The organism is Lacticaseibacillus zeae DSM 20178 = KCTC 3804 (assembly GCF_000260435.1).
GTDB lineage: Bacteria > Bacillota > Bacilli > Lactobacillales > Lactobacillaceae > Lacticaseibacillus > Lacticaseibacillus zeae.
Window position 1 is genome coordinate 1 of the sequence record NZ_BACQ01000029.1, and the last position, 22,326, is coordinate 22,326.

Sequence of the window (22,326 nt, forward strand, 5' to 3'; positions counted from 1 at the left end):
TAATGCGGGATATAGTTTACGCGAAGCTAGATCCCCTGACCCTCCAAAAATAATGATCACAGCGCGTGATTCTTCTGGCATGTATACGCCCCTGCTTTCTCAAACAGCCTTATGTTGAAATACAACAAAGCGTTCCTCCCGAGGTAAATAAGACTTTTCCCCCGCAGGCGCCTCAATGGATCCGAATGGCATTTCAGCCCGGAGCACCCATTCAGCAGGAACTGCAAAAGCTTCGCGCACTTGCTCATCAATCAAGGGATTATAGTGTTGCAAACTGGCACCGATATTATTCAAAGCAAGCGCGACCCAGACCGCCTGTTGCGCCCCTCCCTGAGCTTGTTCAGCCCAATCTTGAAAGTTGTCGCGGTAAAGTGGATAATCCTTCTCTTCTTGCCTGACTGTTGCACTGTCTTCAAAAAACAAAATGGTTCCAAATGCAGCCTTAAAACTATTTAGTTTCTTCAACGTTGCTTGGTAAGCCTCATCTGATGGAACCTCTGAGCGCAAACGTTCAGCTGTCAGGTCCCATAAGTGTTCGTGATGCTCATCAAAGAGAAAAATCGCCTTCACTGTCTGGCCATTAAAGGCCGTTGGTGATTCAATGATGGCATCTTGCGCTATCTTGACAATATCATTCGTCGGCGTCGTGACCGATCTGCCCAGTTGGTAAATCGACCGCCGTTTTTTTAAAGCAGATACAATTTGATTGTTAAACATTTTATAACCTCCGTGTGCTTATCCATTCGTTAATGACCTATCCCGGGATCGCAGGGACAAAAGGAAGCGTCTGCCGATAGTCGCTACCGAAGCTGATAATCCGCCAACGATCAATCAGTTTTTTGTCTGACCCCCTGTTGTCCTTGCAAACATTATGATACGATTAGCACTATATTAATGTAAGTGAGAAAAATGTAAGTCATTTTAACTCGAAGGAAGTCCTCTCTATGGCACGCGAAGTTTATGATTGCGCTGAAGGTTGTCCCGTCCAAAGCACAGTCCAATTCATTTCCGGAAAATGGAAGAGCGTCATTTTATATCATCTTTTGAGAGGTGACGCGACACGTTTTAGCACGCTTAATCGCGCGATCCCATCCGTTACCGAACGAATGTTGGCACTGCAGCTGGCACAACTGGAAGCTGATCATCTTATCGTGAAAAAAATAGGTACCGTTAGTGACAACCGTTCGCTGGAATACAGTTTAACTTCATTTGGGCGATCCTTAACACCGGTTATCGAAGCCATGGCCGCTTGGGGATCCGCCTTCAACGATCACAAGATTGAGGCAAACGACAACGTCTAAGGGTTTCTGTTGAACCCTTCTTTATTTCCGTTAATTGAAAACTGACGCAGCAAATCGTCAACACCAAAAAGGACGAATGAGATTTCCCACACAATGTGGAAATCCATTCGTCCTTCATTTTGTTTTCGCACAGTCAGTCGCTATGACTCACTCATGCTCACTGCGTTTTAATGCCGTGCTGGTCAATCAGTCGGCGCAGCTTGCTTTGAATTGTCAGCATGGTCATCCTATCTGACTGCTTGAACGCATCGACATAACTAGGTGCGTCGGTGGTGATGGTTGCGACTTGCCGGCCATCGAGATCGCTAATCATGATCGTATTCCCGTTTAGTTCGGCCGTGAAGTAGCTGCCTTCAAATCCTTCGTCCAGCAGCCACTGTGCCCAGTTTTGAATATTTTCGGCAATCGCCTGATCAAGCGGCATTTTGTCTTTTAAACTGGCCTGCCGCTTTTTGACTTCTGCCAAGGTCATATATGCTTCGGTTTCCATAATAACAGCGCCAACCTTCTTCTTTTAGCACCACACAATTCCTGACTCCGTCTTCAATCGCTGTCAGTATACCCTGCCTGTGCTAAAAGTGCACGTCAGAACCATTGCGATGCAAGGCCGCCATTTTGTAAGCGCGGCGGTTTTCGTAGTAATTCGCGTGAACCAGCTGCAGATAAGGATTGATGGCCCAGTCGAAGAGATGGAACGTGGCATTTTCCAGCAAATACCAGCCAATCAGTGAGAGGTACAAGCCCAGTAAATCTCCCTTGAAACCTTTCATGAGGCGCCATGATCCGATCAAAGCCGTGATGGACGAAAACCGTTGATCGGCTTCGTGGCCATCCTTAAAGACCCAAAACGCCTGCCGCCATCCTAGTGCTAACATAACTCCGGGAAAGATCAGAAAAGAGAACCCGATGAGTGTCAGAAAATACATAAAGATCCACAATGAAATGGACCCCCAAAACCATTTACCGTTGAACAAACCTAACACAGCTTGAAGCGGTCGTACACGTTCATGGTTGCGGACGAGATCCAGCACCGCAAAGTTAACACCTTGGGCCAACATCGTCACGACAAGGCTTTGAATCGTATTCACCATGCCGCTGTCATTACTGCTTTGGGCGTAGTAAGCCTGAAAGCCAGTCGGATCGGTGAACATTTTTTCGGCACCGAAGCCTTGCACCACCGCCTGGATCATCAAATAAACGGTAATCGTCGCCGCGGCCTGCAACAAGCTCGGCAACAAATACGCCAGCATAAGATCCCGACGATTCGTTCCCGTCTTCAGTTGTTTCTTGGCTGCTTGTTTCAATTGCGGGAAAGTCATTAAATTTTCTGCCAAAGTCCATGATCCTCCTGATCAATGATCAATTTTAACGGTTTCCTTCTTATTTGCTTTGGCACGGCGGCGTGCGTGGCGCAAAACGCGATGAATGCGCCATAAAGCATACAGTTGTTGGGGAATCGCACCGAAAACACCCAAGGACTGAGTGGCTGAATCGCGCCGGACCACATGGTGATAAGCCGGATGGCCGGTATATAGGAAATGGTGCGTTGCCATCACGTAAGTTGCCGTAAATAGTTCGTCTTCCATAATGGACATTTGCTCGTCGAAGCGCAACTGCAATCGTTCAATAACGTCGCGGCGAAAAACTTTGTTCCATAGATAACCGCGAATATAGCCCACTGGATGCAGCATCTGTCGAATCAATCCGTCGCGCGTCAATTGTTTTGCCTTGCGTAACCCCGGTCGCACCGGTCTCGGAGCGGGATCATCCCGGAAAAACGGCATCGCAATGAGATCCCATCCTTGATTCATCATTTTAACGGCATGGGCAATAAAGTCCGGCTCATACCAGTCATCGCCATCCATGAATGCCACCAATTCACCACGTGCCTGCGCCAAACCGCTATTACGCGCTGCGGAAACGCCTTGGTTCACGGACTTTAAAATGGCATGAATGCGGTTATCCAGCCGGGCAAAATGGCTCACAATCTGCGGTGACCGATCGTCGGAAGCGTCATCAATCACGATGATCTGTAAATGGGAATAAGTTTGTGCCAAGAGACTCTGCAAGCCATGTGCCACGTATGCCTCAAGGTTATAAACCGGTACAATAATCGTCACAAGCGGCGTTGTCATGACGCCACCTCCTCGTGAATCCGTTGCTGATAGGCTGTTTGCTTAAGTTGAATACGTATCAATCCTTTTTTGGTAAGTGTTGCTCAGCTGCCAACGATAAAATTTGTCTGCGGGGCAAACCAGCGTTTTTGCGGCGCTGATAATTTCTTATCCGTAATCAGCGTGCTGATCTGACCTAGTTCCAATCCGCGATAAGGCGCTTCAATCTGGAACTTTTCGGTTTCAGACACTACGACCACCTGACGCGCCGATAACGCTGCTGCTTGTTTAACCTGTGCATCTTCCATATAAGAAAAGTACACGCCGTCTTCGGCAATCGCGGTTGCGCCGATAAACGCGGCATCAAAAGCAATCCGGCGCAAAGTTTCCAGCATGGTCGGCTCAAAGAAGAACCGCGCGTGGTGGTCAAGCTTGCCGCCAAAAAGATGCAGGTTGACTTGTTCTTCTACTGAAAGGGCAATGGCATTATCGAGGCTGTGCGTGTAGACGGTCACCGGATGCCGAATGGACTGTGACAATTTCAAAAGCGTGGTCGAGTCATCAATGAAATAAACGCCGCCCGGTTTGATCAGCGATAATGCTGCCTTAGCCATTTTCGTCTTTTGGGTCGAAAACCGTTTCAAACGAGCTGAGTAGCTAGGAATACTGTGGCCGAAGTTTAACGATACCAAGCCACCACGGGTTCGGCGGGCAATTCCTTGGGCATCCAAAGCCACAATGTCCCGGCGTGCTGTGTCACGAGAAACGCCAACTGCTTTCATAATGTCGTCAATACTCAGTTCATTACGGACTGCCAGCAGTCTTTTGATCTCCTCAAAGCGTTTTTCCCGATACATCGCCACCGCACAAACCTCCCTACTTGTCTCGCCTTATTATACCTGATTCTTGAAAACCGCGTTTATGGAAGAACATTTATTGTCCAATTTTCGATTTCAACAAGTGGATAATCCGCAATTTGGTCTTGACCACCCTCGGTAACGACCCACAATTCTGACTTTTTAGCCGTAAAATTAGCATATCATTTCCTGATCGCTAAAAGTTTAGGCTCCCATAAATTTTGGAAAAATTCACAAATTGTGGTAGAAAATGTCCGCAAATCACAGAATCTTCAAGGGTTGAACCCACTTTTTCAAAAAATGTTCAGTGATTGTTACGAAAAAATTTAACATTCGTTTTGTTACGTCAGCGTAACAATATTACCAATTTAGCTATTTTTGTAATGATGCTGGTATTTTATTGACACACCACACCTATATACTTCGTTTGTGTTCTCGGGGGAACAAAACGACGGCTATTCAAAATATAGGAGTGAATTTTTATCTTTACTAAGCAAATTAAATTATCGATCATTACGTTACTCAGCGTGGCACCTTTGTTAGGAATGGCAAGCAATCATTCGCAAAAGGTTGAAGCGATTGCCGATCATGCCACATCTGATAGTGACAACAGTAAAGTCAGTGCCAAGTCAATTGTGTTAAGCAATGAGGCTAAGGTTGAACAGGCGAATGCATATTCACTGATCAATCCTAAGAATGAAAATACCATCACAGTCGGCACAAATGATATTGCCGAAGCAGCACATCAGATTGCTGATCAAAAAGCGGCTGCTGCCAAGGCTGCCGAAGAACAAGCCGCTGCCGAAAAAGCAGCTGCAGATCAGGCAGCTGCCGAAAAAGCAGCGCAAGAGCAACAAGCTCAGGCACAGGCAGCGCAAAATGCTGCTAACGCTGCGGCGGCAAGTGCAGCACCAACGAGCACTGCACAAACAACCCAGACAACAACCAACAAGGGAACCTTTAAGTTGAGCTTCTACGATCCCGCAGTCCTCGGCTCAAACATGGGATACGATGGCGTTGCAGCCAATCTCTCGGTCTTCCCTAAAGGCACACGTCTGAAGATCACCTTGTCTGATGGTACAGTTTGGTATCGGACCGTCAATGACACCGGTAGTTTTGCGGCGGGCAACCCTAACCAACTGGATGTCGCGATGCCTAACTCCCAGATTCCTTCAGCAGGTGTGATGTCAGCAACCGTTGAAGTTGTTGGCTAATTCATCAGTTCGGTAAACCTCCTCACAAACCTGAGGAGGTTTTTTTATGCCTTCCAAAAAGTCACTCCCATACATTTCTTACGATTTTAAAATTAAAATTCTTGACATTCACCGATTTCTTTGTAAAATAAGTTTCAATTCAACAAATGTTCAAAAACGATGAGTAGAAGAGTACCTAGGTTGTCAGTGTCAGCGAGTCTCGGTTGGTGGGAAGAGACCTCTGATTGCCTGGTGGAAAGTAGTCTACGAGTTGCCATTGCGACTTCGGGAGTAATGGCTGGGATTGCGCCCATTACAGCAATCGCGTATCGCCGGGAATCCGGCCGTACGCGGCGAGGCCGCTGACGGTGACGTTGGTGGTAAAGTAAGGTGGTACAGCGTGATCCGCGCCCTTAACAGTTCTGACTGTTAAGGGCTTTTTTGATGTGAGCGTGAGCCGGCGCGTTTAGAAGCCGGAGTGTAAGGAGATTTCTGCGACTGCGAACGCGTTATGGGCAATGCGCTACATGCCCGCCTCAATAAGCTTCTTGCAGTCAGTGTCGCGATTGCAATCGTTTATAAAATGGAGGGATTCTCAATGTCAACACAACCCAAACTTACCAAACGCCAGTACCTTACCCTTGGCTCCCTGTTGTTCGGGATGTTCTTTGGAGCCGGAAATCTGATTTTCCCGATTCACATGGGCCAGCTAGCCGGAAGTGCCTGGCTGCCTGCCGCCATTGGCTTTTTATTATCAGCGGTGTTACTGCCGCTCCTGTCCATCATGGCCATCAGCCTCACTCGTGCGAGTAGTATGTATGATCTAGCTCGTCCGGCAGGTCATGGATTCGCCTTGTTCTTCCTGCTTGCGACTCACGCCAGCCTTGGCTTACTCATCGCCTCGCCGCGGACGGCCACAGTCACTTATGCGATCGGGATTTCACCTTTTTTAGGAAAGGCGCAGCAGCAAATCGGCTTACTGATCTTTTCGTTCATTTTCTTCCTGGCAACTTTTCTTCTTGCCCGGAATGAAAGCAAAATTACCACCTATATCGGCAAACTGCTAAATCCGCTTTTTCTGATTTTACTAGCCTTCATTTTCTTCTGGGCACTTTTGATCAAAGGTGACATTCGGACCATTAGCTTTACCGGTAACGCCAACTTAATCAGTGGCAATCTCGTTAACGGCTTTTTGCAGGGTTACAACACGATGGATGCTTTAGCGGGCTTAGGCTTTGGGGTGACGATTATTACCGCCCTTAAACTCATGGGGCTGCATCGCGCTTCCAGTCGGGCCAAAGCGGTTGCGAAAGTGGGTTCTTTGGCAATGGGGCTCGAGGCGATCATCTACCTGCTACTCATCATGTTAGGCGCCATCAGCCTGGGTTTTGCTAAATTAACCGCAAATGGCGGCACCGCCTTTAATCAGATCATGACCCATTATACAGGACTCATCGGAACCGCCTTGCTTGGTGCCATGACGTTACTGGCCTGTCTGACAACCGCGATCGGCTTGGTTACTTCCTTCTCCCAGGATCTTGGTCACCGCTTCCCGAAGCTGGGTTACCATTTCTTCTTACCGATCACGACAATCGGGGCGTTTTTCATCGCCAATTTCGGACTGGATCAGATTATCGCCTACTCCACGCCGATTTTGATGCTGCTTTATCCATTGGCCATTGCCTTGATCATGTTAGGGCTGCTTCATCCGTGGATCGGCAAGAATACCCGCATCTATAAGACCACCATCGCCTTTACCATGATTCCGGCCTTACTCGATGCCATTCACGCGCTGCCTGCCGGTTTGGCGCAATTGCCTTTCTTTGCCGCAATTCAACATTTTGCTTCAACCTTCATCCCCTTGTTTGGCATTGGCATGGACTTTGTACCATTCCTCCTCATCGGGTTTATCTGCGGCTTCATTGCTGCCAAGTTTAGCGGGGCAAAATTGGCACCTGACCTGCCTGATCCAGACTAACCTTGCTTTATATGAACCAAAGGAGTGTAAAAGGGACGATGCTTGCCGCGCTGGCTTGCCCGCCTCGATGCAGAAACAAAAAGGCGAAAGAATTCTCGCCATCGCAAACTGCGATTTGAGAATTCTTTCGTCTTTTTTCGGTTATGCCTAGGTTTGAGGCACTAAATATCTCAGAACATCACGGCCCAGTAGTGGCACCGTCAAGTGAGACCGTATAAACCGGATTGTTGGCGGTCCAGTCAAAACCGGCCGCATTGTTAATTTCATTTTGCCGGGTATTGAAGTTACTTAGCTTTTCGCTTTGTAAACCTAGTTGTTCACGCAGTTCGTCTGACGTTTTCTGAAGCGTATCGGTCTTCATAACCTGATAGGCAGCATTATCAATGTAAACACCGATACCTCGAAGTTGCTTACGTTCGATAGTGCCCGCTGAAGCCCGGTAATTTTGGGCAATCGCCATCATGTCATCAAACGTCAGATTCGTCCGCATGCTGGAAGATAAGGAATCCATGACCTTCTGATAATTGGTCAACGACTTAACTGACAACAGATGCTTGACAATTTGATTGATGACTTCCTGTTGCCGCTTCTGCCGGCCATAGTCACCTTCCGGATCTTCGTCACGCATCCGCGCGTAAGCAAGTGCCAGTTCGCCATTGAGATGGGCTTTGCCTTTCTTGAACGTCTGACCACCGGTGTTGGCGTCTGTCCAGGTAAATGGTACGTTGACGTCCACACCGCCGACAGCATCGACAATCTTTTGCAGGCCTTCCATATTAACCGTCACGTAATAATTAATTGGAACATTCAACAACTTTTCAACGGTTTTGATAGCTGCGCTTGATTTGCCATAAGAGTACGCTGCATTGATCTTTTCATAGGTTGAAGAGTCGTTGCCGGTCCCCACCATTTCTGCCAGGGTGTCACGCGGAATGCTGACCATCGTTGTTTTCTTTTCTTTAGGATTAATGGTCACTAACATGAGGGTATCGGATCGACCGGTATCTTTACGGCCAAAAGCGCCGGTGTCGGTTCCCATCAGGAGAATACTGATGGGCTTTTTGCCATCAAGGTCAGAGTCAACAGCCTTGGTGCTGACGGGATCGTAAGTTTTCGCCACGGCTTTCTTCGCTTGGGAGTAGAATCTGGCCGCATAGCCGCCCGCAAGGAATAACGCCACGAGCGCGATGACGACCACTGCCCGAAGAATCGGACGGCGCCGCTTGGGTTTATCATGTGTCGTTCGCAGATTTGAATCTTGTTGCTTAGACATTACTTCTTCACTCCAGTTTTAGTTTCTACGGTAGTGTAGCAGATAATTATGAAGAAAGAAGGGATTTAGCTCAAAAATCAGCGTGATATGGTAACATTAAAGAAATATTAGAAATTGGAGCTGATCAGATGCAACATTTACCGGTACGTGAAGATGTTCCAACCAAGCTGACGTGGGATCTAACCACCATTTATCCAAATGATGCGGCCTGGACAGCCGACTTTGAAGCTGTGCGTGAACAGGCCAAAGAAGCAGCCGCGCTCAAAGGAACTTTAGGCAATTCAGCCGATGCACTCATCACCGGCATCAAGGCGGTTTTAGCAGTCTTTCGACGATTTGAGAAAGTCTATGTTTATTCAAGCCTGAAAAGCGATCAGGATACTGGCAACGCCACTTATCAGGCGATGAATGCCAAGGCCGAGAGCCTCGGTGCCGAACTTGCCAGTCAGTTAGCCTTTTTGGATCCGGAGATTCTGGCAATTCCCGCAGACAAACTGACAGCATGGCGCGACACCGAAAGCCTCAAGCCGTTTGGGCATTTTATTGATGCGATCACCGTTAATCGCCAACATGTGCTGACAACCGCAGCCGAGGCTCTGATTGCCAGTGCCGGTGATGCGCTGAACGCCAGCCATGCTACTTTCAACGTCCTAGATAATTCCGACCTGCAATTCGGTTTCGTCGAAAATGAAGACGGCGAAACGGTGCAACTCAGTAACGGCTTGTATGGCCAGTTGATTCGCTCAACTCAGCGAAAATTGCGCAAAGAAGCCTTTGAAACGTTACTGCGTGCTTACGAAAGCATGAAGAACACGTTTGCCCAAACGCTGAGCGGTCAGGTCAAGGCGCACAATTTCAATGCCAAGGCCCATCATTACGCCAATGCCCGCGCGGCGGCAATGGCAAGTAATCATATTCCGGAAAGTGTTTATACGACCCTCATCGACCAGGTCAACACCCATCTGCCGCTTCTGCATCGCTATGTCACATTGCGGAAAAAAGTCCTGGGCGTCAATCAATTGCACATGTATGACATCTACACCCCGTTGACCGGCAAGCCGCCATTGACCTTCACGCTTGACCAGGCCAAAGCCGAGGCATTAAAGGCTTTGGCGCCGCTTGGTGATGATTATCTCAGCCATGTCCGGGAAATCTTTGACAACCGCTACATTGATGTCGTCGAAAATAAAGGCAAACGTTCCGGCGCTTATTCAGGTGGGTCTTACGATACGAATCCGTTTATTTTGCTGAACTGGCATGACGCGGTGGACGAACTTTATACTTTGATTCACGAAACCGGCCACAGCGTTCACAGCTGGTACACGCGTCACAACCAGCCTTATGTGTATGGCGATTACCCGATTTTTGTTGCCGAAATTGCTTCGACCACCAACGAAAATCTGCTCACCGATTACTTCCTGACCCACACGGATGACCCCAAGGTACGCGCCTACATCCTGAATTACTATCTCGATGGCTTTAAAGGTACCGTCTTCCGCCAGACGCAATTTGCCGAATTTGAACACTGGATTCATCAGCAGGACCAACAAGGCGAGCCACTCACGGCAACCAGTATGTCAACATACTACGCCGATCTCAATGCCCGGTATTATGGACCGGATGTTGCCCGCGATCCCGAAATTGCCTTCGAATGGGCACGAATCCCGCATTTCTATTACAATTATTATGTCTATCAGTATGCAACCGGTTTTGCCGCAGCATCAACGCTAGCTGCCGGCATTAGCAGTGGCGAACCCAACGCCGCGTCCCGCTACTTGGACTATTTAAAGTCAGGCAGCTCGCAATATGCCATCGATACCATGAAGACCGCCGGCGTCGATATGACCAAACCGGACTATCTGGAAGCGGCATTTTCAATGTTTGAAAAACGGTTAACCGAATTGGAAGAACTTTTACAGAAAGGATGAGTCCTTTGAAACTTGGATTTATTGGCACCGGTGTGATGGGCACCGGCATCATCAAGAACTTTCTTAAAGCCGGTCAGGAAGTCATCGTTTACAATCGCACCAAGGCCCATGCACAGGCAGTCTTGGATGCCGGTGCGGTCTGGGCAGAATCGCCTCACGCCGTTGCTGCACAATGTCATGTTGTCATGTCGATGGTCGGCTTCCCACAAGATGTCGAGGCAGTCTATTTTGGCTGCGATGGCATTCTTGCCGGTACCCAAGCCGGTGACTTAGTGATTGACATGACCACCAGCACCCCGACACTGGCCAAGCAAATTGCCGAAAAAGCCAAAGAAAAAGGCGTCATTGCCATTGATGCGCCTGTTTCCGGTGGAGATATCGGCGCTGAAAAAGGCACCCTCACGATTATGATCGGCGGTCAAAAAGACTTGCTGCCAAAACTCAAAGAGCTGTTTGCGCCAATCGCCTCATCCGTCAATTATTTTGGCCCGGCTGGTTCCGGGCAACATGCCAAAATGGCCAATCAAATTATGATTGCCGGCACGATGACCGGATTGAGCGAAATGCTCGTCTATGGGAAAGCTGCCGGACTGGATCTGAACGAAATTCTGAAAGTCGTCGGCAGTGGCGCCGCGGCGAACTGGAGTCTCAGTAATTACGGTCCGCGCATGCTGCAAGCCGATTACACGCCAGGCTTTTTCGCCAAGCATTTTCTCAAAGACCTCCGCATTGCGTTAGACGAAGCCAAGAAAATGCATTTACAGTTGCCGGCAACCGAATTGGCCGAAGATCTGTATGCCAAAATGGTGGCAGCAGGCAAAGGCGATTTAGGCACGCAAGGGTTAGTCACAATGAACGAACGGTGGGATGAAGCATGACCAAAATCGCCATTTTATCAGATATTCACGGCAATATGACTGCCTTTTCGGCGGTTATTAAAGACGCCCAAGCACATCATGCAGATGAATATTGGTTTCTTGGCGATCTATTCTTACCAGGTCCGGGAGCAGCTAACCTCTGACACGGCCTGCATGCCTTGCCGCTGACGCATCTCGTCAAAGGAAACTGGGATGACGATTTATTCTGGGTTTTAGATGGTCCGGTCGACTTGGCGCAACCCACCGATGTCTACTTCAGTCGCTTAGTGGCGTATCTGTGGCCGCAGCTGACGGCCGACATGTTGACGACCATCCGTCATTGGCCGCTGCATGACGTTTTTGAACAAGATGGCCTCGTGATCAGCCTGGCGCACAATCTGCCAAACTGCAATCACGGCCATCGCTTATACCCCGATCAGCCGCAACCAAATTTTGACCAGATTGCCCCTAATCAGGATATCGACATCGCGATTTATGGACACACTCATCAGCAATTGTTGCGCTATACCAGCAGCGGTCAGGTCATTCTCAATCCCGGTTCGATTGGCCAAGCCTATTCGCCGCGGGCTAAGTTGCAAACGACTACCTACGCGGATTACGCATTATTGGAACTCGACAACGGTGCCATCACCGACTTGAACTTACGGCAGGTTCCCTATGACGTCGCGGCTGAATTGGCGGTGGCCAAGAAAGCCCAGCTACCTTATCTGGAGGTTTACACCAAGCTGCGGCACACTGGCGCGACAAGCACCCACGATGCCGCCTACCTTGCCCAGTTCGACCAATCCCACCACTATCGGGCAGAGGTCGCTGAATTTTTGCGCCAGCAGCGTCAGCGGCACTAGTGGGATTTAGACTAGCACGAAAAAATGGCTTTAGAGAGGCATGCATCTGCTCTCTAAAGCCATTTTTTAATGCAATTCAATCAATTTGTCTGGTGGTGATACCACAGTGCCAAGAAATAAAAGATAAACTCAATGGCAGCGATGAAGAAGGTTACTGGCCAGTTCGTCAGGAAGCCAAGGTAAAGGCCGCTCCAGACGCCAATGAGCGCCGTGATGACGGAAATCACGATCATCTGCGGCAGCGTCCTTCCCAGATACTTGGCAACATTGGGCGGTAGCGTGAGCAAAATGAATACTAGCAAACTACCGACAATCTGCGCACCGATCGAAACCGACACCGCGAGAATGAGCAGAAAGTAAATGGAAATGTATTTACTTTTCAACCCCTGTGCGGCAGAGCCCACCGGATCAAACGAATCAAAAGCTAGGCGGCGATAGCCAAAATACAGCGTAAACAGAACGCCGGCAGCCAACGCGACCAGCTGCCAAACGTCACTGCGCGAAATGCCGATAATACTGCCGAACAAAATTGTCGTCGCATAACTGGCATTGGCACTCGAAAGCGATAAAAACAAAATACCCAAGCCGATGAACAAGCTCGAAACCGCGCTAATCGACGCTTCCCGGCGCGAGGCCTGAACCGACATGCGGCCAACGCTGATACTGCTAATGGCCGTAAACATCAACATCCCATCCAGTGGCCTAATGCCAGCAAACACCGCAAATGCGGCACCGGCAAAACCCACCTCAGACAAAGTGTGCGCCAGGAAAGACATATTACGGGCAACCACAAAGACGCCGACAATACCGGTCGTGATAGCGATAAACGTGCTGGCCATAAAAGCATTTTGCATGAAGGCATAAGCAAATAAATTCATGCGATCACCCCGCGATTCTCGGCATCGTTGCGCAACTCTTCCGGCATTGAAGCCAGATCCATCTCGGCAGTCGGCTTCATCTCATAACGATCGCCAGTCAGCAACAAATATTGTTTGGTATATTGCTTCGCCAGGCTCAAGTCATGCGTCACGAACAACACCGTTAGCTTCTGAGTCTGGTTCAGCTCCTGGACCAGATCCATCAACTCATGCTTGGTATTCACATCCAAGCTCGCTGTCGATTCGTCAAGAATCAAAAAGTTGGGATCATCCAACAGCGCCTGGGCTAAATAAGCCTTCTGCTTTTCACCGCCGCTCGCCATTCCGAGCCGCGTGTCAGCAATATGCGTTAAGTGAGTCGCTTCGATAACCCGGTTCAGCGCCGCTTTTTCCTTAGGGGTATGCCAGAAGAAAAGATGATCCAGCTGCCGCAATTGAATAAAGCTGCGGATTGACAGCGGGAATTCTTCGTCAACATTGCGAAATTGTGGTACATAGCCCAGTCGAACCGGCGGCTGCTTGCGAAACTGAATCGTACCGGCTTGCGGCTTTAACTGTGCCATCAACAGGCGAATCAGTGTGGTCTTCCCCACCCCATTCGGCCCAACCAAGCTCGTTATCGAGCCAACATCCAAATGAAAACTCAGGTCGCGATAAAGTTGTTGATCGCGAAATCCAAAACTAAGGTGCTTCACAGACAAAATCGGTTCGCTCATAGCTGCCTCCCAATCGTAGACGGTAACGATTACGATCTACTATTTTACCTAAGTTTTCATGAAAAGGCCAGTTTTATTTGGTTTTATCTGCTTTGAACGGATTAGCGGCACTAAAGTCAATCCGAATCGTTTTCGGCTTATCCTTCACCACAAGAATATAGCCATGCCCTAGAAAAGGCTTGTCCCCCTTATAGGTCAACGGGAATTCCTGTGCGGGTGCCAGGTTACCTTGAATGATCATCGCATACATTTCGTCATCGGTATAATCATCTGAAAAGGCAATTGCCACCGGTGCCGTTACCAGTTGCTTGGCCTTCTGCATCACGGCAATGACATCAAAGATCTGATTCGTCACTTCTTCGGGAAAAACCTTGGCAACATCTTCGGCAACGCGGCGTTTTTTGGTTGGTTCGTACATAAGTTAACGATCTCCATTTCTGTATTTGTGAATGGCGTAAGTTTATCATATTGAGCGGCTGACTGCGACGGTCGGCTTGAACCTGCAAACGCAAAAAAGCCGACGTATCGTCGACTTTTTAATGTTTTTGCCTTTAAACAAACAAACTCAACAGCAGCACCCCACCCAGTCCGACAACGGAGATAATCGTTTCTAACAAAGTCCATGTCAGCAAGGTCTGCTTAATGGTGAGATCAAAATATTCACGGAACATCCAGAATCCGGCGTCGTTGACGTGGCTGGCTGCCAATGATCCAGCACCAATTGCCAGCACCATCAAAGCTGGTTGGATGCCGGCGCTTTGCATCAATGGCAATACCAGTCCAGAAGCGGTCATGGCAGCAACGGTTGCCGAGCCGAGTGCGATTCGCAAAACCACGGCAATTAACCAGCCAAGAATCAGTGGCGAAATGGACGATGAGACGAATAGGTTTTTCACGGAATCACCAACGCCGCCATCAATTAAGACCTGCTTGAATGCGCCGCCGCCACCGATAACCAACAGCAGCATCGCAATGGACTTCACCGCATCTTCCAGCGTAGCCATGATATCCTTGGCCGGCAGTTTGCGGGCATAACCCATGGCCCACATGGCGAATAGAAGTGAGATTAGCATCGCAATACTCGGTGACCCGATAAAGGCGATCAGATTGTCCATGCCGGTCGGTGTTTTTGGTGTTTTGCCACCATGCAGAACCAGTTCATAGACCGTCGCAATGGCCATCAGGATAACCGGGAACAGGGAAGTCAAAACCGAGATACCGAAGCCAGGGGTTTCATCAAGCTTGAAGGTTTTTTGCGGCCCCAACGCTTTTAAATTCCCACGCCGTTCAAAAGCATCCGGAACCAGCCGATGGGCAAGTTTGGAAAATAGCGGGCCGGCGATGTAGACGGTTGGCACCGCAATGATCACCCCATACGCCAGAACCAGTCCAGCTGAAGCACCCAGCGCCGTCGAAATGGCTGTGGGTGCCGGGTGTGGCGGTAAGAAGCCGTGCGTGACCGACAAAGCTGCTGCCATCGGAATGCCAAGTGTCAAAATCGGGACACCGGCTTCAGCAGCAATGGCAAAGACGATCGGAACCAGCAAAACGATCCCGACTTCAAAAAACAAAGCAATGCCGATAATGAAAGAAGCCAAAACCACCGCTAATTGAAGACCCCGGCGTCCGAACGCGTTAATCAGCGTGTGGGCAATGCGATAAGCACCACCGGCATCGGCAACCAGCCGCCCCAGCATCGCACCAAAACCAAACACCAGCGCAAGTTCACCTAATTGCGAGCCAATACCGGTTTGAATACTCGTGGCGATCTTAGCTGGTGCCATCCCCAACCCCAGCGCCACAACAACAGCTGTTATTATCAGAGAAACATAAGTGTTGAACTTAAACTTAATAATCAACACCAACAGTAATAGAATACCTAGAACCAAGACAAGTAAATCCATGGTAAGTCCCCTCCTGAGCGTGAGCCAGCGCGGGTAGAAGCCGGAGTGTAAGCGGCCTTGGACGTGATGGCGGTCTTTGCCATTGCAACCAAGGTCCTTACACGCAGGCTTCTGCGCTGGAGAGTGCGTTATGATGAGTGTGAACCGACGCGGTGAGAAACCGCTTACAAAACTAGCGATAAAAAGTGGCAGCCGTATTGAGTTTGTCTCGCGTCTGTCGACCACTTTTTTCATAGACTGTATCATAAGCAAGCATTAGCTACCGCTTTTTCATTAATCCTGTTCTTTGCTACGTGCCCTCGGATCCGGATGTGCACGTTGATAATCGGCAATCGCCTGATATTCACTGCCGAGTTTGCGCGTTAACCGAATCCAGATTGGCAATAATTCCCGATAAGCCTGGAAGTTAGCTTCATTCGGTTCGTGTGTGTTGGTCACGCCAATCATATCCTTGACGACACTGAGATCACCAATCAACCCTAGCGATTTCATTCCAATCACTACGGCTCCCAGTGCTGAGCTTTCAAAGCTTTCGGGAATGTTGACTTCCTGTTCAAATACGTCGGCCAGCATTTGCCGCCATAATGCGCTGCGGGCGAACCCACCTGTGGCCTGAATGGCGCGCGGTTTACCGGTAATGCCTTCGATCATCAACATCACCATATACAGGTTATAAACAATCCCCTCAAGTGCGGCGCGAACCATGTGTGCCCGCGTGTGTTGACGGGTTAAGCCGAAGAAACTGCCGCGCGCATTTGCGTCCCAAATCGGTGCCCGTTCCCCGCCAAGATAGGGGTGGAATAACAGCCCATCCGCACCGGCAGGAATTTTGCTGGCAATATCGGTCAAAACTTCATATGAATCAACCTGCAATTGCTCAGCGGTAATTTTTTCCGGCGCAAACAACTGATCGCGCACCCAGCGGAACACGATGCCGCCATTATTCACCGGACCGCCGACGACCCACTTATCAGGCGCTAGGTAGTAAGTGAACAACCGCCCTTGCGGATCAACAACCGGCTTATCCGTCACCACACGAACGGCGCCTGAAGTGCCAATCGTGACCGCCAAAACGCCAGGATCAATCGCGCCAACGCCAAGGTTACTTAGCGTGCCATCGCTAGCTCCGAGAATGAACGGTGTTTGGTCGTCAATGCCCGTCACGGCGGCGTAATTAGCATTTAACCCGGTCAACTGATAACTCGTATCCACCAACTCCGGCAGTTGATCGCGCCGGACATTGGCAACATCTAGGGCACGATCATCCCAATCCATCGTATGAATATTGAACAAGCCCGTCGCGTTTGCCAGTGAATAGTCTTGAACATACCGCCCGAAGAAGCGGAACAAGATATAATCTTTAATCCCGATAAAATGACGCGTGCGGGCGACAAGCTCGGGATGCTCGGCACTGAGCCACAGTAATTTCACCAGCGGCGACATCGGGTGCGTTGGAACCCCGGTCGCCTTAAACAGCGTCATCCCCAGGTCACTTTGCTTCAGCTTCGTCGCGTAAGCCGCTGCCCGATTGTCTGCCCAGGTAATAACCCGTGTGATCGGTTTGTCATGCTCATCCATCAAAATCAGACTATGCATGGCGGCTGAAAACGAAACGCCGCCTAATTCACCGGGCTGAACATTTCCGCGATGCATGACTTCGGTTAATCCGCCAACCGTCGCCGCAAAAATTTCTTCCGGATCCTCTTCAGCCATATCCGGCGTATCTTGATATAACGGGTAAGGGTTATTCGCCGTTGCAATCGCTTGACCTTTTAGATCAAACAAAACGACCTTGGTACTCGTTGTACCTAAATCAACCCCGATCATATATTTGATAGACATCACGTTCTTCTCCTTTACTTCACTTGCCACCATGTTTTCCAGTCGTGGGATCAACTGCATGTCCCCCGAACTGATTGCGTAAAGCAGCCACTACTTTACCGGTCATAGTGTCGTCCGCTTCTGACCGATAGCGCATCATCAACGCACTGGCAATCACCGGCGTTGCCACGTGCAGGCGCAAGGCTTCTTCGACTGTCCATGCGCCTTCACCGGAACTATGCATGATCCCCTGAATCTTTTCGAGATCGGCATCGTCGCTAAAAGCATTACCGGCCAGTTCCATCAACCAGCTGCGAATCACGGAGCCGTTGTTCCACATTTTTGCCACTGCTTCATTGTCGTAATCATAAGGACTGTGAGCCAAAACATCGAAGCCTTCGCCAATCGCCTGCATCATGCCGTATTCAATGCCATTGTGAACCATTTTCAGATAATGCCCTGAACCAGCCGGGCCGGTGTACAGATAGCCACCAGGTGCGGCAATGGCTTCAAACAGCGGTTCGATTTTGGCAAATTGGGTTTGGTCACCGCCGATCATGAAATTGCCATTGGCCCGCGCACCTGCCATGCCGCCGGACGTCCCGACATCAAAAAAGTGAATGCCTTCCTCTGCCAGTAACTGACTTCGCTTAATAGAATCTTGATAATAAGAATTGCCGCCATCAATCACGATGTCGCCAGGCCGCAGTAACTTGGCCAGCTGATTAATCGTTGCATCGGTTGGTTTTCCCGCCGGTACCATGCTCCAAATGATCCGCGGTGATGCCAGACTCATCACCAGCGCATCCAGACTGGCAACAGCTCTCGCCTGATATTGCCCCACTTCCGTCCGCGCCTGATCATTCAAGTCAAACGCAACCACTTCAATATCATGATCGCGCATATTCGCGACCAGATTCATACCCATTTTGCCTAAACCTACCATACCTACTTGCATATGCTATCCCCTCCTGAGCGTGAGCCAGCGCGGTTAGAAGCCGGAGTGTAAGTGGCCTCGGGCGTGATGACCTGCTCTTGGTCATTGCGACCGAGGTCCTTACACGCAGGCTTCTGCGCTGGCGAACGCGTTAATGTGAGCGTGAGCAGGAGCGCTTAGAAATCGGAGTGTAAGTGGCCTTGGACGTGATGGCGGTCTTTGCCATTGCGACCAAGGTCCTTACACGCAGATTTCTGCGACTGCGAACGCGTTAATGTGAACGCCAAGACCACTTTTCCGGGGGGGTCAAAAGCGCTCCTCCGTGATCATGGTGCCATTGTATGTAAAAAAATTACAAAAATCAAGCAAACTGTCCGTAATTAATTTTCAACCCATGTATTTAATGCTATACTCATCTTGAGGAAATGGAGGAGGGGCATATGCACGATTTTCTGGTACAACTACAAATTTATAAACCAAACTTGAGTCGGCAAGAAAAGAAATTAGCGGATTTTCTTCAAACGCATCCAGATCGCGCCAGTCAGGCAAATATTGCGGAACTTAGCGCAATAACGGGTGTCAGTACGGCCACGATTTCGCGATTTGCCAAGGCGTTGGGTTATCCGAACTTCCAGGCGCTGCGGATGGCCTTGGTTCAGTCGCCACCGGAACCGGACCAAACGCTATTTGCGGAACTGAGCCCGGACGATTCGGTTGAGACCTTGGCGCAAAAAATCTTCACCTCCAATATTGATGCGCTCCGAACCACTTTGGCCAACTTGGACACGACTGCTTTGGCTAAAGCGATTAATTGGATTACCCACGCGGATCATCTTGGCCTTTTTGGACTAGGCGCCAGCAATCTCGTTGCGTTAGATGGCTATCACAAGTTTCTGCGGACGGCCATCCCCGTTTCCTATGCCGCGGATTATCATATGCAGCTCATGGCAGCAACGCATCTGGGCGCCAATGACGCCATGATCTTGACATCGCATTCCGGTGAAGATAAAGATGCCATTGCGTTAGCCGACTTGGCCAAGCAGCAACAGGTACCGCTTATCGTGATCACCGGCGCACCGGCTTCCCGTCTGGCAAAAATGGCCGATGCCGCCTTTGTCGCGGTTGCCGAAGAATCGCGCTACCGAACCGAAGCACTCCATGCGTTAATCGCGGAACTCAGCCTCATGGACACACTGTTTATGATCAGTGCCATTCAAACCAACAGTCAGACCGCCCCACTCTTTCGCCGGGTCCGCGCCACCATTGATGCGACGCGCCGATAATCAATCATCAGCAGCTTATGTCACTTTAAGTATACAAAAACGACATCTGAGAATTCATTCATCAGGTGTCGTTTTGGATCGGAAATATTTTTAGTTGGCTGGCATTGACCGTCACCAGCCACGCCCATCAGAGTTGCAAGCCGTTTTTGATTGACTGCAGCGTGATTTTATTTGACCAGTCAACCTTGTCAGGCCAGGCAAACACGTTATTGGTGATGATGCCGTTAAAATGTCGTTCCCGCAACACAGCATAAAGTGTGGCAAAATCGACTTCACCTTCACCCGGGTTTAAGTGCTGGTGAATCGTCACCGGGGCGCCTGGCGGATTGATGATGTACCGCAAGCCTTGGTTGCCTTTGTGATTAAACGTGTCCGCAATCAGAACATGGGTAATGAGATCACCGGATTCAGCAAACTGTTGGCGAATATCGCCGCGCCCGTCATCCATATAAAAGGCGTGCGAGCTGCACCAAACCTGATGGACCCAGTCGACATCCAACGAGCGGATTAAGCGGCTAGCGGCCAAGTTCGATTCAATAAAGTCATTGGGATGCGGTTGGATTTCCAAGGTGATGCCGTTCTTTTCAAATTCTGGCGCCAGCTCTTCCATGGATTTGTACCACTGTCCCTGTGATACCAGTGGCTGGAACTTATCGCCTGAAAATTCGGTATTCAACACTTTCACACCCAGCGCCGCCGTGATTTCAATTGTGCGTTTCAGGTTACGAACAGCAAATTCACGCTCCTGTTCATCGGGTGATGACCATTGCTGCACCGGAAGTACCGAAGAAATTTTTACGCCGGCATCCTGGGCATATCGTTTTACTTGCTTGATCAGTGCCGTGTCCGCTACCGGATGTTCATAGAACCAAATGAAATCTCTACGCGGTGACAGTTCAACATATTCATAGCCGAGACGAGCGACCTCGTCAAACATTTGCTTCAACGTCATGGTGTCGCGAAACATGGAAGGATCGTAAGCTAATTTCATGGTCTTCACACCTCCAAGTTTGAAACCGCCGTTGGTTGATTTAACCGATTGATACTTGCGGTGATTTGATCCGCCAGCTGCTTGTTGCTTTCGGCAGCTAACCGTGTCGAGAAGGCTTCAAAGGAATAGTTGCCTTTATAACCCATTAATTCAAAAAGCTGTACCTGTTCAACGTTTTGCATGATATCCCGGTCTGTAATAAACAGCCGATCCTCATCCAAAACTTCGCGCAACTCATGAATCGGTTCGATGCCGGACAAATGAACGAGTCCGATTCGTTTCACGTCAACATTTGTCTTAAACTTTGCCGCCGTTATATGTGCCAAGAAGAAGTGAAAGGTATCAATGGTTAACTTGAATTCCGTGCGACCGGATAATTCGATCGCCTGTTGCGCCGTCCACGGATACCGCAACGTGCTAGCCATAAAGCCCAGCGGTTCAACTAACCCGGTCAGATGATAAGTCGCTAAGATCTCGCCAAACACTTGCAGATTGTGGGCCGCGTCTTCCAGTCGTTGTTGCGGCGTTCGGCTATCTTGCGAATTAACTTCCGGCACGAAAATAATGGCTGGGCTGCCGATTTGAACCGCTAACTCGGCCAGTCCGGTCAAAAGTTGCCGATTTTTGACTAACTTTGCTGGCTGATTAAATTGTTGCAGCGCATTAATGGTCAGAATCTTCATGCCGTATTTAGCTTTTAACGCATTAAATGCTGCGATCGGCATTTGATCAATGACTGTCTCGGGATGATCGGACGCCGTCATATCGTTGCGCAACTCCACCTGATGAATGCCAACTTCTGTCGCTAATTGGAAAAAACTTTCGAGTGAGCGGTTCTGCGCCACTTTTCGATTGAGCGCCATTTTTTCTATTTGAATCGTCATATCTAACGCCTCTACTTTCTTACGCACACTGTTTTGATGTTGCTAGTTGTCAGCTTCTCTAACACATCTAGCAGCCGCACAGAAAATGCCTTGACCGTTGCATACTTCCAGAAACGGCCAAGGCATCTTCAATCCATCTTATGATTCACCTACAAACTGCCATCCAGAAATTGCGCTTTTCCTTGGCCGAAACTCCATCCTTGGTCGTTGTTGAACGAAACATTGATCATGAGATCGTTTTTATCGACTAGTCCTGCTGCCGATAACCGCTCTGCCAAATTTGCATAGAATTGCTTTAATTGGTGAACGGTACGCACGCGGCTGACTAATGAAATGACCACAACCTTATCCGTGCGCGGTATCCCTAATCCAGTATCTTCAACAACCATTTCGTAAGGCTCATGTTGGTGGACAATTTGATAACGATCACGCGCCGGCACATCAAAAGCTGCCACCATGACCTCATGCGTGATCTGCAAAATCTGTTGAATCGTTTCGGGTGATCGGCCCTTTAACATGTCAAACCGAACCAATGGCATGGCTTC

22 protein-coding genes and 1 pseudogene are annotated in these 22,326 nt (G+C 49.3%); 7 read left to right on the forward strand and 16 right to left on the reverse strand.

Annotation, left to right across the window (positions count from 1 at the left end):
- Positions 1–81: hypothetical protein (locus GSO_RS17740; RefSeq protein WP_143445988.1), on the reverse strand; the 81-nt coding region annotated here is incomplete at its 3' end.
- Positions 82–99: 18 nt separating this feature from the next.
- Positions 100–717, reverse strand: a complete 618-nt coding sequence (locus tag GSO_RS05130) for a nitroreductase family protein (RefSeq protein WP_010489746.1) — start codon at positions 715–717, stop codon at positions 100–102.
- Between the two features lie 227 nt (positions 718–944).
- On the opposite strand from GSO_RS05130, the gene GSO_RS05135 reads away from it, so the two are divergent.
- Entirely contained in the window at positions 945–1,301 is a 357-nt protein-coding gene (locus GSO_RS05135) for a winged helix-turn-helix transcriptional regulator (RefSeq protein ID WP_010489748.1), read from the forward strand.
- A 157-nt stretch (positions 1,302–1,458) separates the two neighbouring features.
- On the opposite strand, the gene GSO_RS05145 is transcribed toward GSO_RS05135, so the two are convergent.
- The 4 genes from GSO_RS05145 to GSO_RS05160 form a co-directional block, all read right to left on the reverse strand.
- On the reverse strand, positions 1,459–1,791 hold the full coding sequence (locus GSO_RS05145; protein ID WP_010489751.1) for a hypothetical protein: 333 nt from the start codon (positions 1,789–1,791) through the stop codon (positions 1,459–1,461).
- 82 nt (positions 1,792–1,873) lie between these two features.
- Positions 1,874–2,635, reverse strand: coding sequence for a DUF975 family protein (locus GSO_RS05150; RefSeq protein ID WP_010489753.1), 762 nt, complete (start codon positions 2,633–2,635; stop codon positions 1,874–1,876).
- Between the two features lie 18 nt (positions 2,636–2,653).
- Positions 2,654–3,436: a glycosyltransferase family 2 protein gene (locus GSO_RS05155; RefSeq protein WP_010489755.1), complete on the reverse strand. Its 783-nt coding sequence runs from the start codon at positions 3,434–3,436 to the stop codon at positions 2,654–2,656.
- 83 nt (positions 3,437–3,519) lie between these two features.
- Positions 3,520–4,278, reverse strand: a complete 759-nt coding sequence (locus GSO_RS05160) for a DeoR/GlpR family DNA-binding transcription regulator (protein WP_010489757.1) — start codon at positions 4,276–4,278, stop codon at positions 3,520–3,522.
- A 539-nt stretch (positions 4,279–4,817) separates the two neighbouring features.
- Between GSO_RS05160 and GSO_RS05165 the strand changes: the two genes are divergently transcribed.
- On the forward strand, positions 4,818–5,486 hold the full coding sequence (locus GSO_RS05165; RefSeq protein WP_010489760.1) for a hydrolase: 669 nt from the start codon (positions 4,818–4,820) through the stop codon (positions 5,484–5,486).
- A 577-nt stretch (positions 5,487–6,063) separates the two neighbouring features.
- Positions 6,064–7,443: a branched-chain amino acid transport system II carrier protein gene (brnQ, locus tag GSO_RS05170; protein ID WP_010489762.1), complete on the forward strand. Its 1,380-nt coding sequence runs from the start codon at positions 6,064–6,066 to the stop codon at positions 7,441–7,443.
- A 178-nt stretch (positions 7,444–7,621) separates the two neighbouring features.
- Here brnQ and GSO_RS05175 read toward each other — a convergent pair whose 3' ends face one another.
- Positions 7,622–8,716 (reverse strand): LCP family glycopolymer transferase, encoded by a 1,095-nt coding sequence (locus GSO_RS05175; RefSeq protein ID WP_010489764.1) that lies wholly within the window; start codon positions 8,714–8,716, stop codon positions 7,622–7,624.
- 128 nt (positions 8,717–8,844) lie between these two features.
- Here GSO_RS05175 and pepF point away from each other — a divergent pair, with 128 nt between their 5' ends.
- The 3 genes and pseudogenes from pepF (at position 8,845) to GSO_RS15610 (ending at position 12,367) form a co-directional block, all read left to right on the forward strand.
- Entirely contained in the window at positions 8,845–10,644 is a 1,800-nt protein-coding gene (gene pepF / locus GSO_RS05180; RefSeq protein ID WP_010489766.1) for an oligoendopeptidase F, read from the forward strand.
- A complete protein-coding gene (locus GSO_RS05185) occupies positions 10,641–11,522 on the forward strand; it encodes an NAD(P)-dependent oxidoreductase (protein ID WP_010489767.1) in 882 nt (293 codons plus the stop codon). The genes pepF and GSO_RS05185 overlap by 4 nt, the downstream gene beginning before the upstream one ends.
- Positions 11,519–12,367 (forward strand): annotated as a pseudogene (locus tag GSO_RS15610) (metallophosphoesterase family protein). Before GSO_RS05185 ends, GSO_RS15610 begins: the two are co-directional and overlap by 4 nt.
- A gap of 80 nt (positions 12,368–12,447) precedes the next feature.
- Here the strand turns inward: GSO_RS15610 and GSO_RS05195 are convergent.
- From GSO_RS05195 to gnd, 6 genes are all read right to left on the reverse strand, one after another.
- Positions 12,448–13,245, reverse strand: a complete 798-nt coding sequence (locus GSO_RS05195) for a metal ABC transporter permease (RefSeq protein WP_010489770.1) — start codon at positions 13,243–13,245, stop codon at positions 12,448–12,450.
- Entirely contained in the window at positions 13,242–13,961 is a 720-nt protein-coding gene (locus tag GSO_RS05200) for a metal ABC transporter ATP-binding protein (RefSeq protein ID WP_010489771.1), read from the reverse strand. Before GSO_RS05200 ends, GSO_RS05195 begins: the two co-directional genes overlap by 4 nt.
- A gap of 73 nt (positions 13,962–14,034) precedes the next feature.
- On the reverse strand, positions 14,035–14,379 hold the full coding sequence (locus GSO_RS05205; RefSeq protein WP_010489774.1) for a hypothetical protein: 345 nt from the start codon (positions 14,377–14,379) through the stop codon (positions 14,035–14,037).
- A 133-nt stretch (positions 14,380–14,512) separates the two neighbouring features.
- A complete protein-coding gene (locus GSO_RS05210; protein ID WP_010489775.1) occupies positions 14,513–15,865 on the reverse strand; it encodes a gluconate:H+ symporter in 1,353 nt (450 codons plus the stop codon).
- 273 nt (positions 15,866–16,138) lie between these two features.
- Positions 16,139–17,707 (reverse strand): gluconokinase, encoded by a 1,569-nt coding sequence (gene gntK, locus GSO_RS05215; RefSeq protein WP_010489777.1) that lies wholly within the window; start codon positions 17,705–17,707, stop codon positions 16,139–16,141.
- Positions 17,708–17,726: 19 nt separating this feature from the next.
- Positions 17,727–18,644 (reverse strand): phosphogluconate dehydrogenase (NAD(+)-dependent, decarboxylating), encoded by a 918-nt coding sequence (gene gnd / locus GSO_RS05220; protein ID WP_010489780.1) that lies wholly within the window; start codon positions 18,642–18,644, stop codon positions 17,727–17,729.
- Positions 18,645–19,063: 419 nt separating this feature from the next.
- Between gnd and GSO_RS05225 the strand changes: the two genes are divergently transcribed.
- Positions 19,064–19,906 carry a MurR/RpiR family transcriptional regulator gene (locus GSO_RS05225; protein WP_010489782.1) on the forward strand — a complete coding sequence of 281 codons (843 nt, stop codon included), beginning with the start codon at positions 19,064–19,066 and terminating at the stop codon, positions 19,904–19,906.
- A gap of 127 nt (positions 19,907–20,033) precedes the next feature.
- Here the strand turns inward: GSO_RS05225 and GSO_RS05230 are convergent, their stop codons facing one another.
- From GSO_RS05230 to GSO_RS05240, 3 genes are all read right to left on the reverse strand, one after another.
- On the reverse strand, positions 20,034–20,897 hold the full coding sequence (locus GSO_RS05230; RefSeq protein ID WP_010489784.1) for a sugar phosphate isomerase/epimerase family protein: 864 nt from the start codon (positions 20,895–20,897) through the stop codon (positions 20,034–20,036).
- Positions 20,898–20,902: 5 nt separating this feature from the next.
- Positions 20,903–21,781: a TIM barrel protein gene (locus GSO_RS05235; protein WP_010489786.1), complete on the reverse strand. Its 879-nt coding sequence runs from the start codon at positions 21,779–21,781 to the stop codon at positions 20,903–20,905.
- 149 nt (positions 21,782–21,930) lie between these two features.
- Positions 21,931–22,320, reverse strand: a complete 390-nt coding sequence (locus GSO_RS05240) for a tautomerase family protein (RefSeq protein WP_010489789.1) — start codon at positions 22,318–22,320, stop codon at positions 21,931–21,933.
- Between the last annotated feature and the right edge of the window lie 6 nt (positions 22,321–22,326).

What these genes read in the sequence shown, in the direction of transcription:
- GSO_RS05130 (WP_010489746.1), bottom strand. Translation starts at nt 717, where the DNA reads ATGTTTAACAATCAAATTGTATCTGCTTTAAAAAAACGGCGGTCGATT.
- GSO_RS05135 (WP_010489748.1), top strand. Translation starts at nt 945, where the DNA reads ATGGCACGCGAAGTTTATGATTGCGCTGAAGGTTGTCCCGTCCAAAGC.
- GSO_RS05145 (WP_010489751.1), bottom strand. Translation starts at nt 1,791, where the DNA reads ATGGAAACCGAAGCATATATGACCTTGGCAGAAGTCAAAAAGCGGCAG.
- GSO_RS05155 (WP_010489755.1), bottom strand. Translation starts at nt 3,436, where the DNA reads ATGACAACGCCGCTTGTGACGATTATTGTACCGGTTTATAACCTTGAG.
- GSO_RS05165 (WP_010489760.1), top strand. Translation starts at nt 4,818, where the DNA reads ATGGCAAGCAATCATTCGCAAAAGGTTGAAGCGATTGCCGATCATGCC.
- brnQ (WP_010489762.1), top strand. Translation starts at nt 6,064, where the DNA reads ATGTCAACACAACCCAAACTTACCAAACGCCAGTACCTTACCCTTGGC.
- GSO_RS05175 (WP_010489764.1), bottom strand. Translation starts at nt 8,716, where the DNA reads ATGTCTAAGCAACAAGATTCAAATCTGCGAACGACACATGATAAACCC.
- pepF (WP_010489766.1), top strand. Translation starts at nt 8,845, where the DNA reads ATGCAACATTTACCGGTACGTGAAGATGTTCCAACCAAGCTGACGTGG.
- GSO_RS05185 (WP_010489767.1), top strand. Translation starts at nt 10,641, where the DNA reads ATGAGTCCTTTGAAACTTGGATTTATTGGCACCGGTGTGATGGGCACC.
- GSO_RS05195 (WP_010489770.1), bottom strand. Translation starts at nt 13,245, where the DNA reads ATGAATTTATTTGCTTATGCCTTCATGCAAAATGCTTTTATGGCCAGC.
- GSO_RS05200 (WP_010489771.1), bottom strand. Translation starts at nt 13,961, where the DNA reads ATGAGCGAACCGATTTTGTCTGTGAAGCACCTTAGTTTTGGATTTCGC.
- GSO_RS05205 (WP_010489774.1), bottom strand. Translation starts at nt 14,379, where the DNA reads ATGTACGAACCAACCAAAAAACGCCGCGTTGCCGAAGATGTTGCCAAG.
- GSO_RS05210 (WP_010489775.1), bottom strand. Translation starts at nt 15,865, where the DNA reads ATGGATTTACTTGTCTTGGTTCTAGGTATTCTATTACTGTTGGTGTTG.
- gntK (WP_010489777.1), bottom strand. Translation starts at nt 17,707, where the DNA reads ATGTCTATCAAATATATGATCGGGGTTGATTTAGGTACAACGAGTACC.
- gnd (WP_010489780.1), bottom strand. Translation starts at nt 18,644, where the DNA reads ATGCAAGTAGGTATGGTAGGTTTAGGCAAAATGGGTATGAATCTGGTC.
- GSO_RS05225 (WP_010489782.1), top strand. Translation starts at nt 19,064, where the DNA reads ATGCACGATTTTCTGGTACAACTACAAATTTATAAACCAAACTTGAGT.
- GSO_RS05230 (WP_010489784.1), bottom strand. Translation starts at nt 20,897, where the DNA reads ATGAAATTAGCTTACGATCCTTCCATGTTTCGCGACACCATGACGTTG.
- GSO_RS05235 (WP_010489786.1), bottom strand. Translation starts at nt 21,781, where the DNA reads ATGACGATTCAAATAGAAAAAATGGCGCTCAATCGAAAAGTGGCGCAG.
- GSO_RS05240 (WP_010489789.1), bottom strand. Translation starts at nt 22,320, where the DNA reads ATGCCATTGGTTCGGTTTGACATGTTAAAGGGCCGATCACCCGAAACG.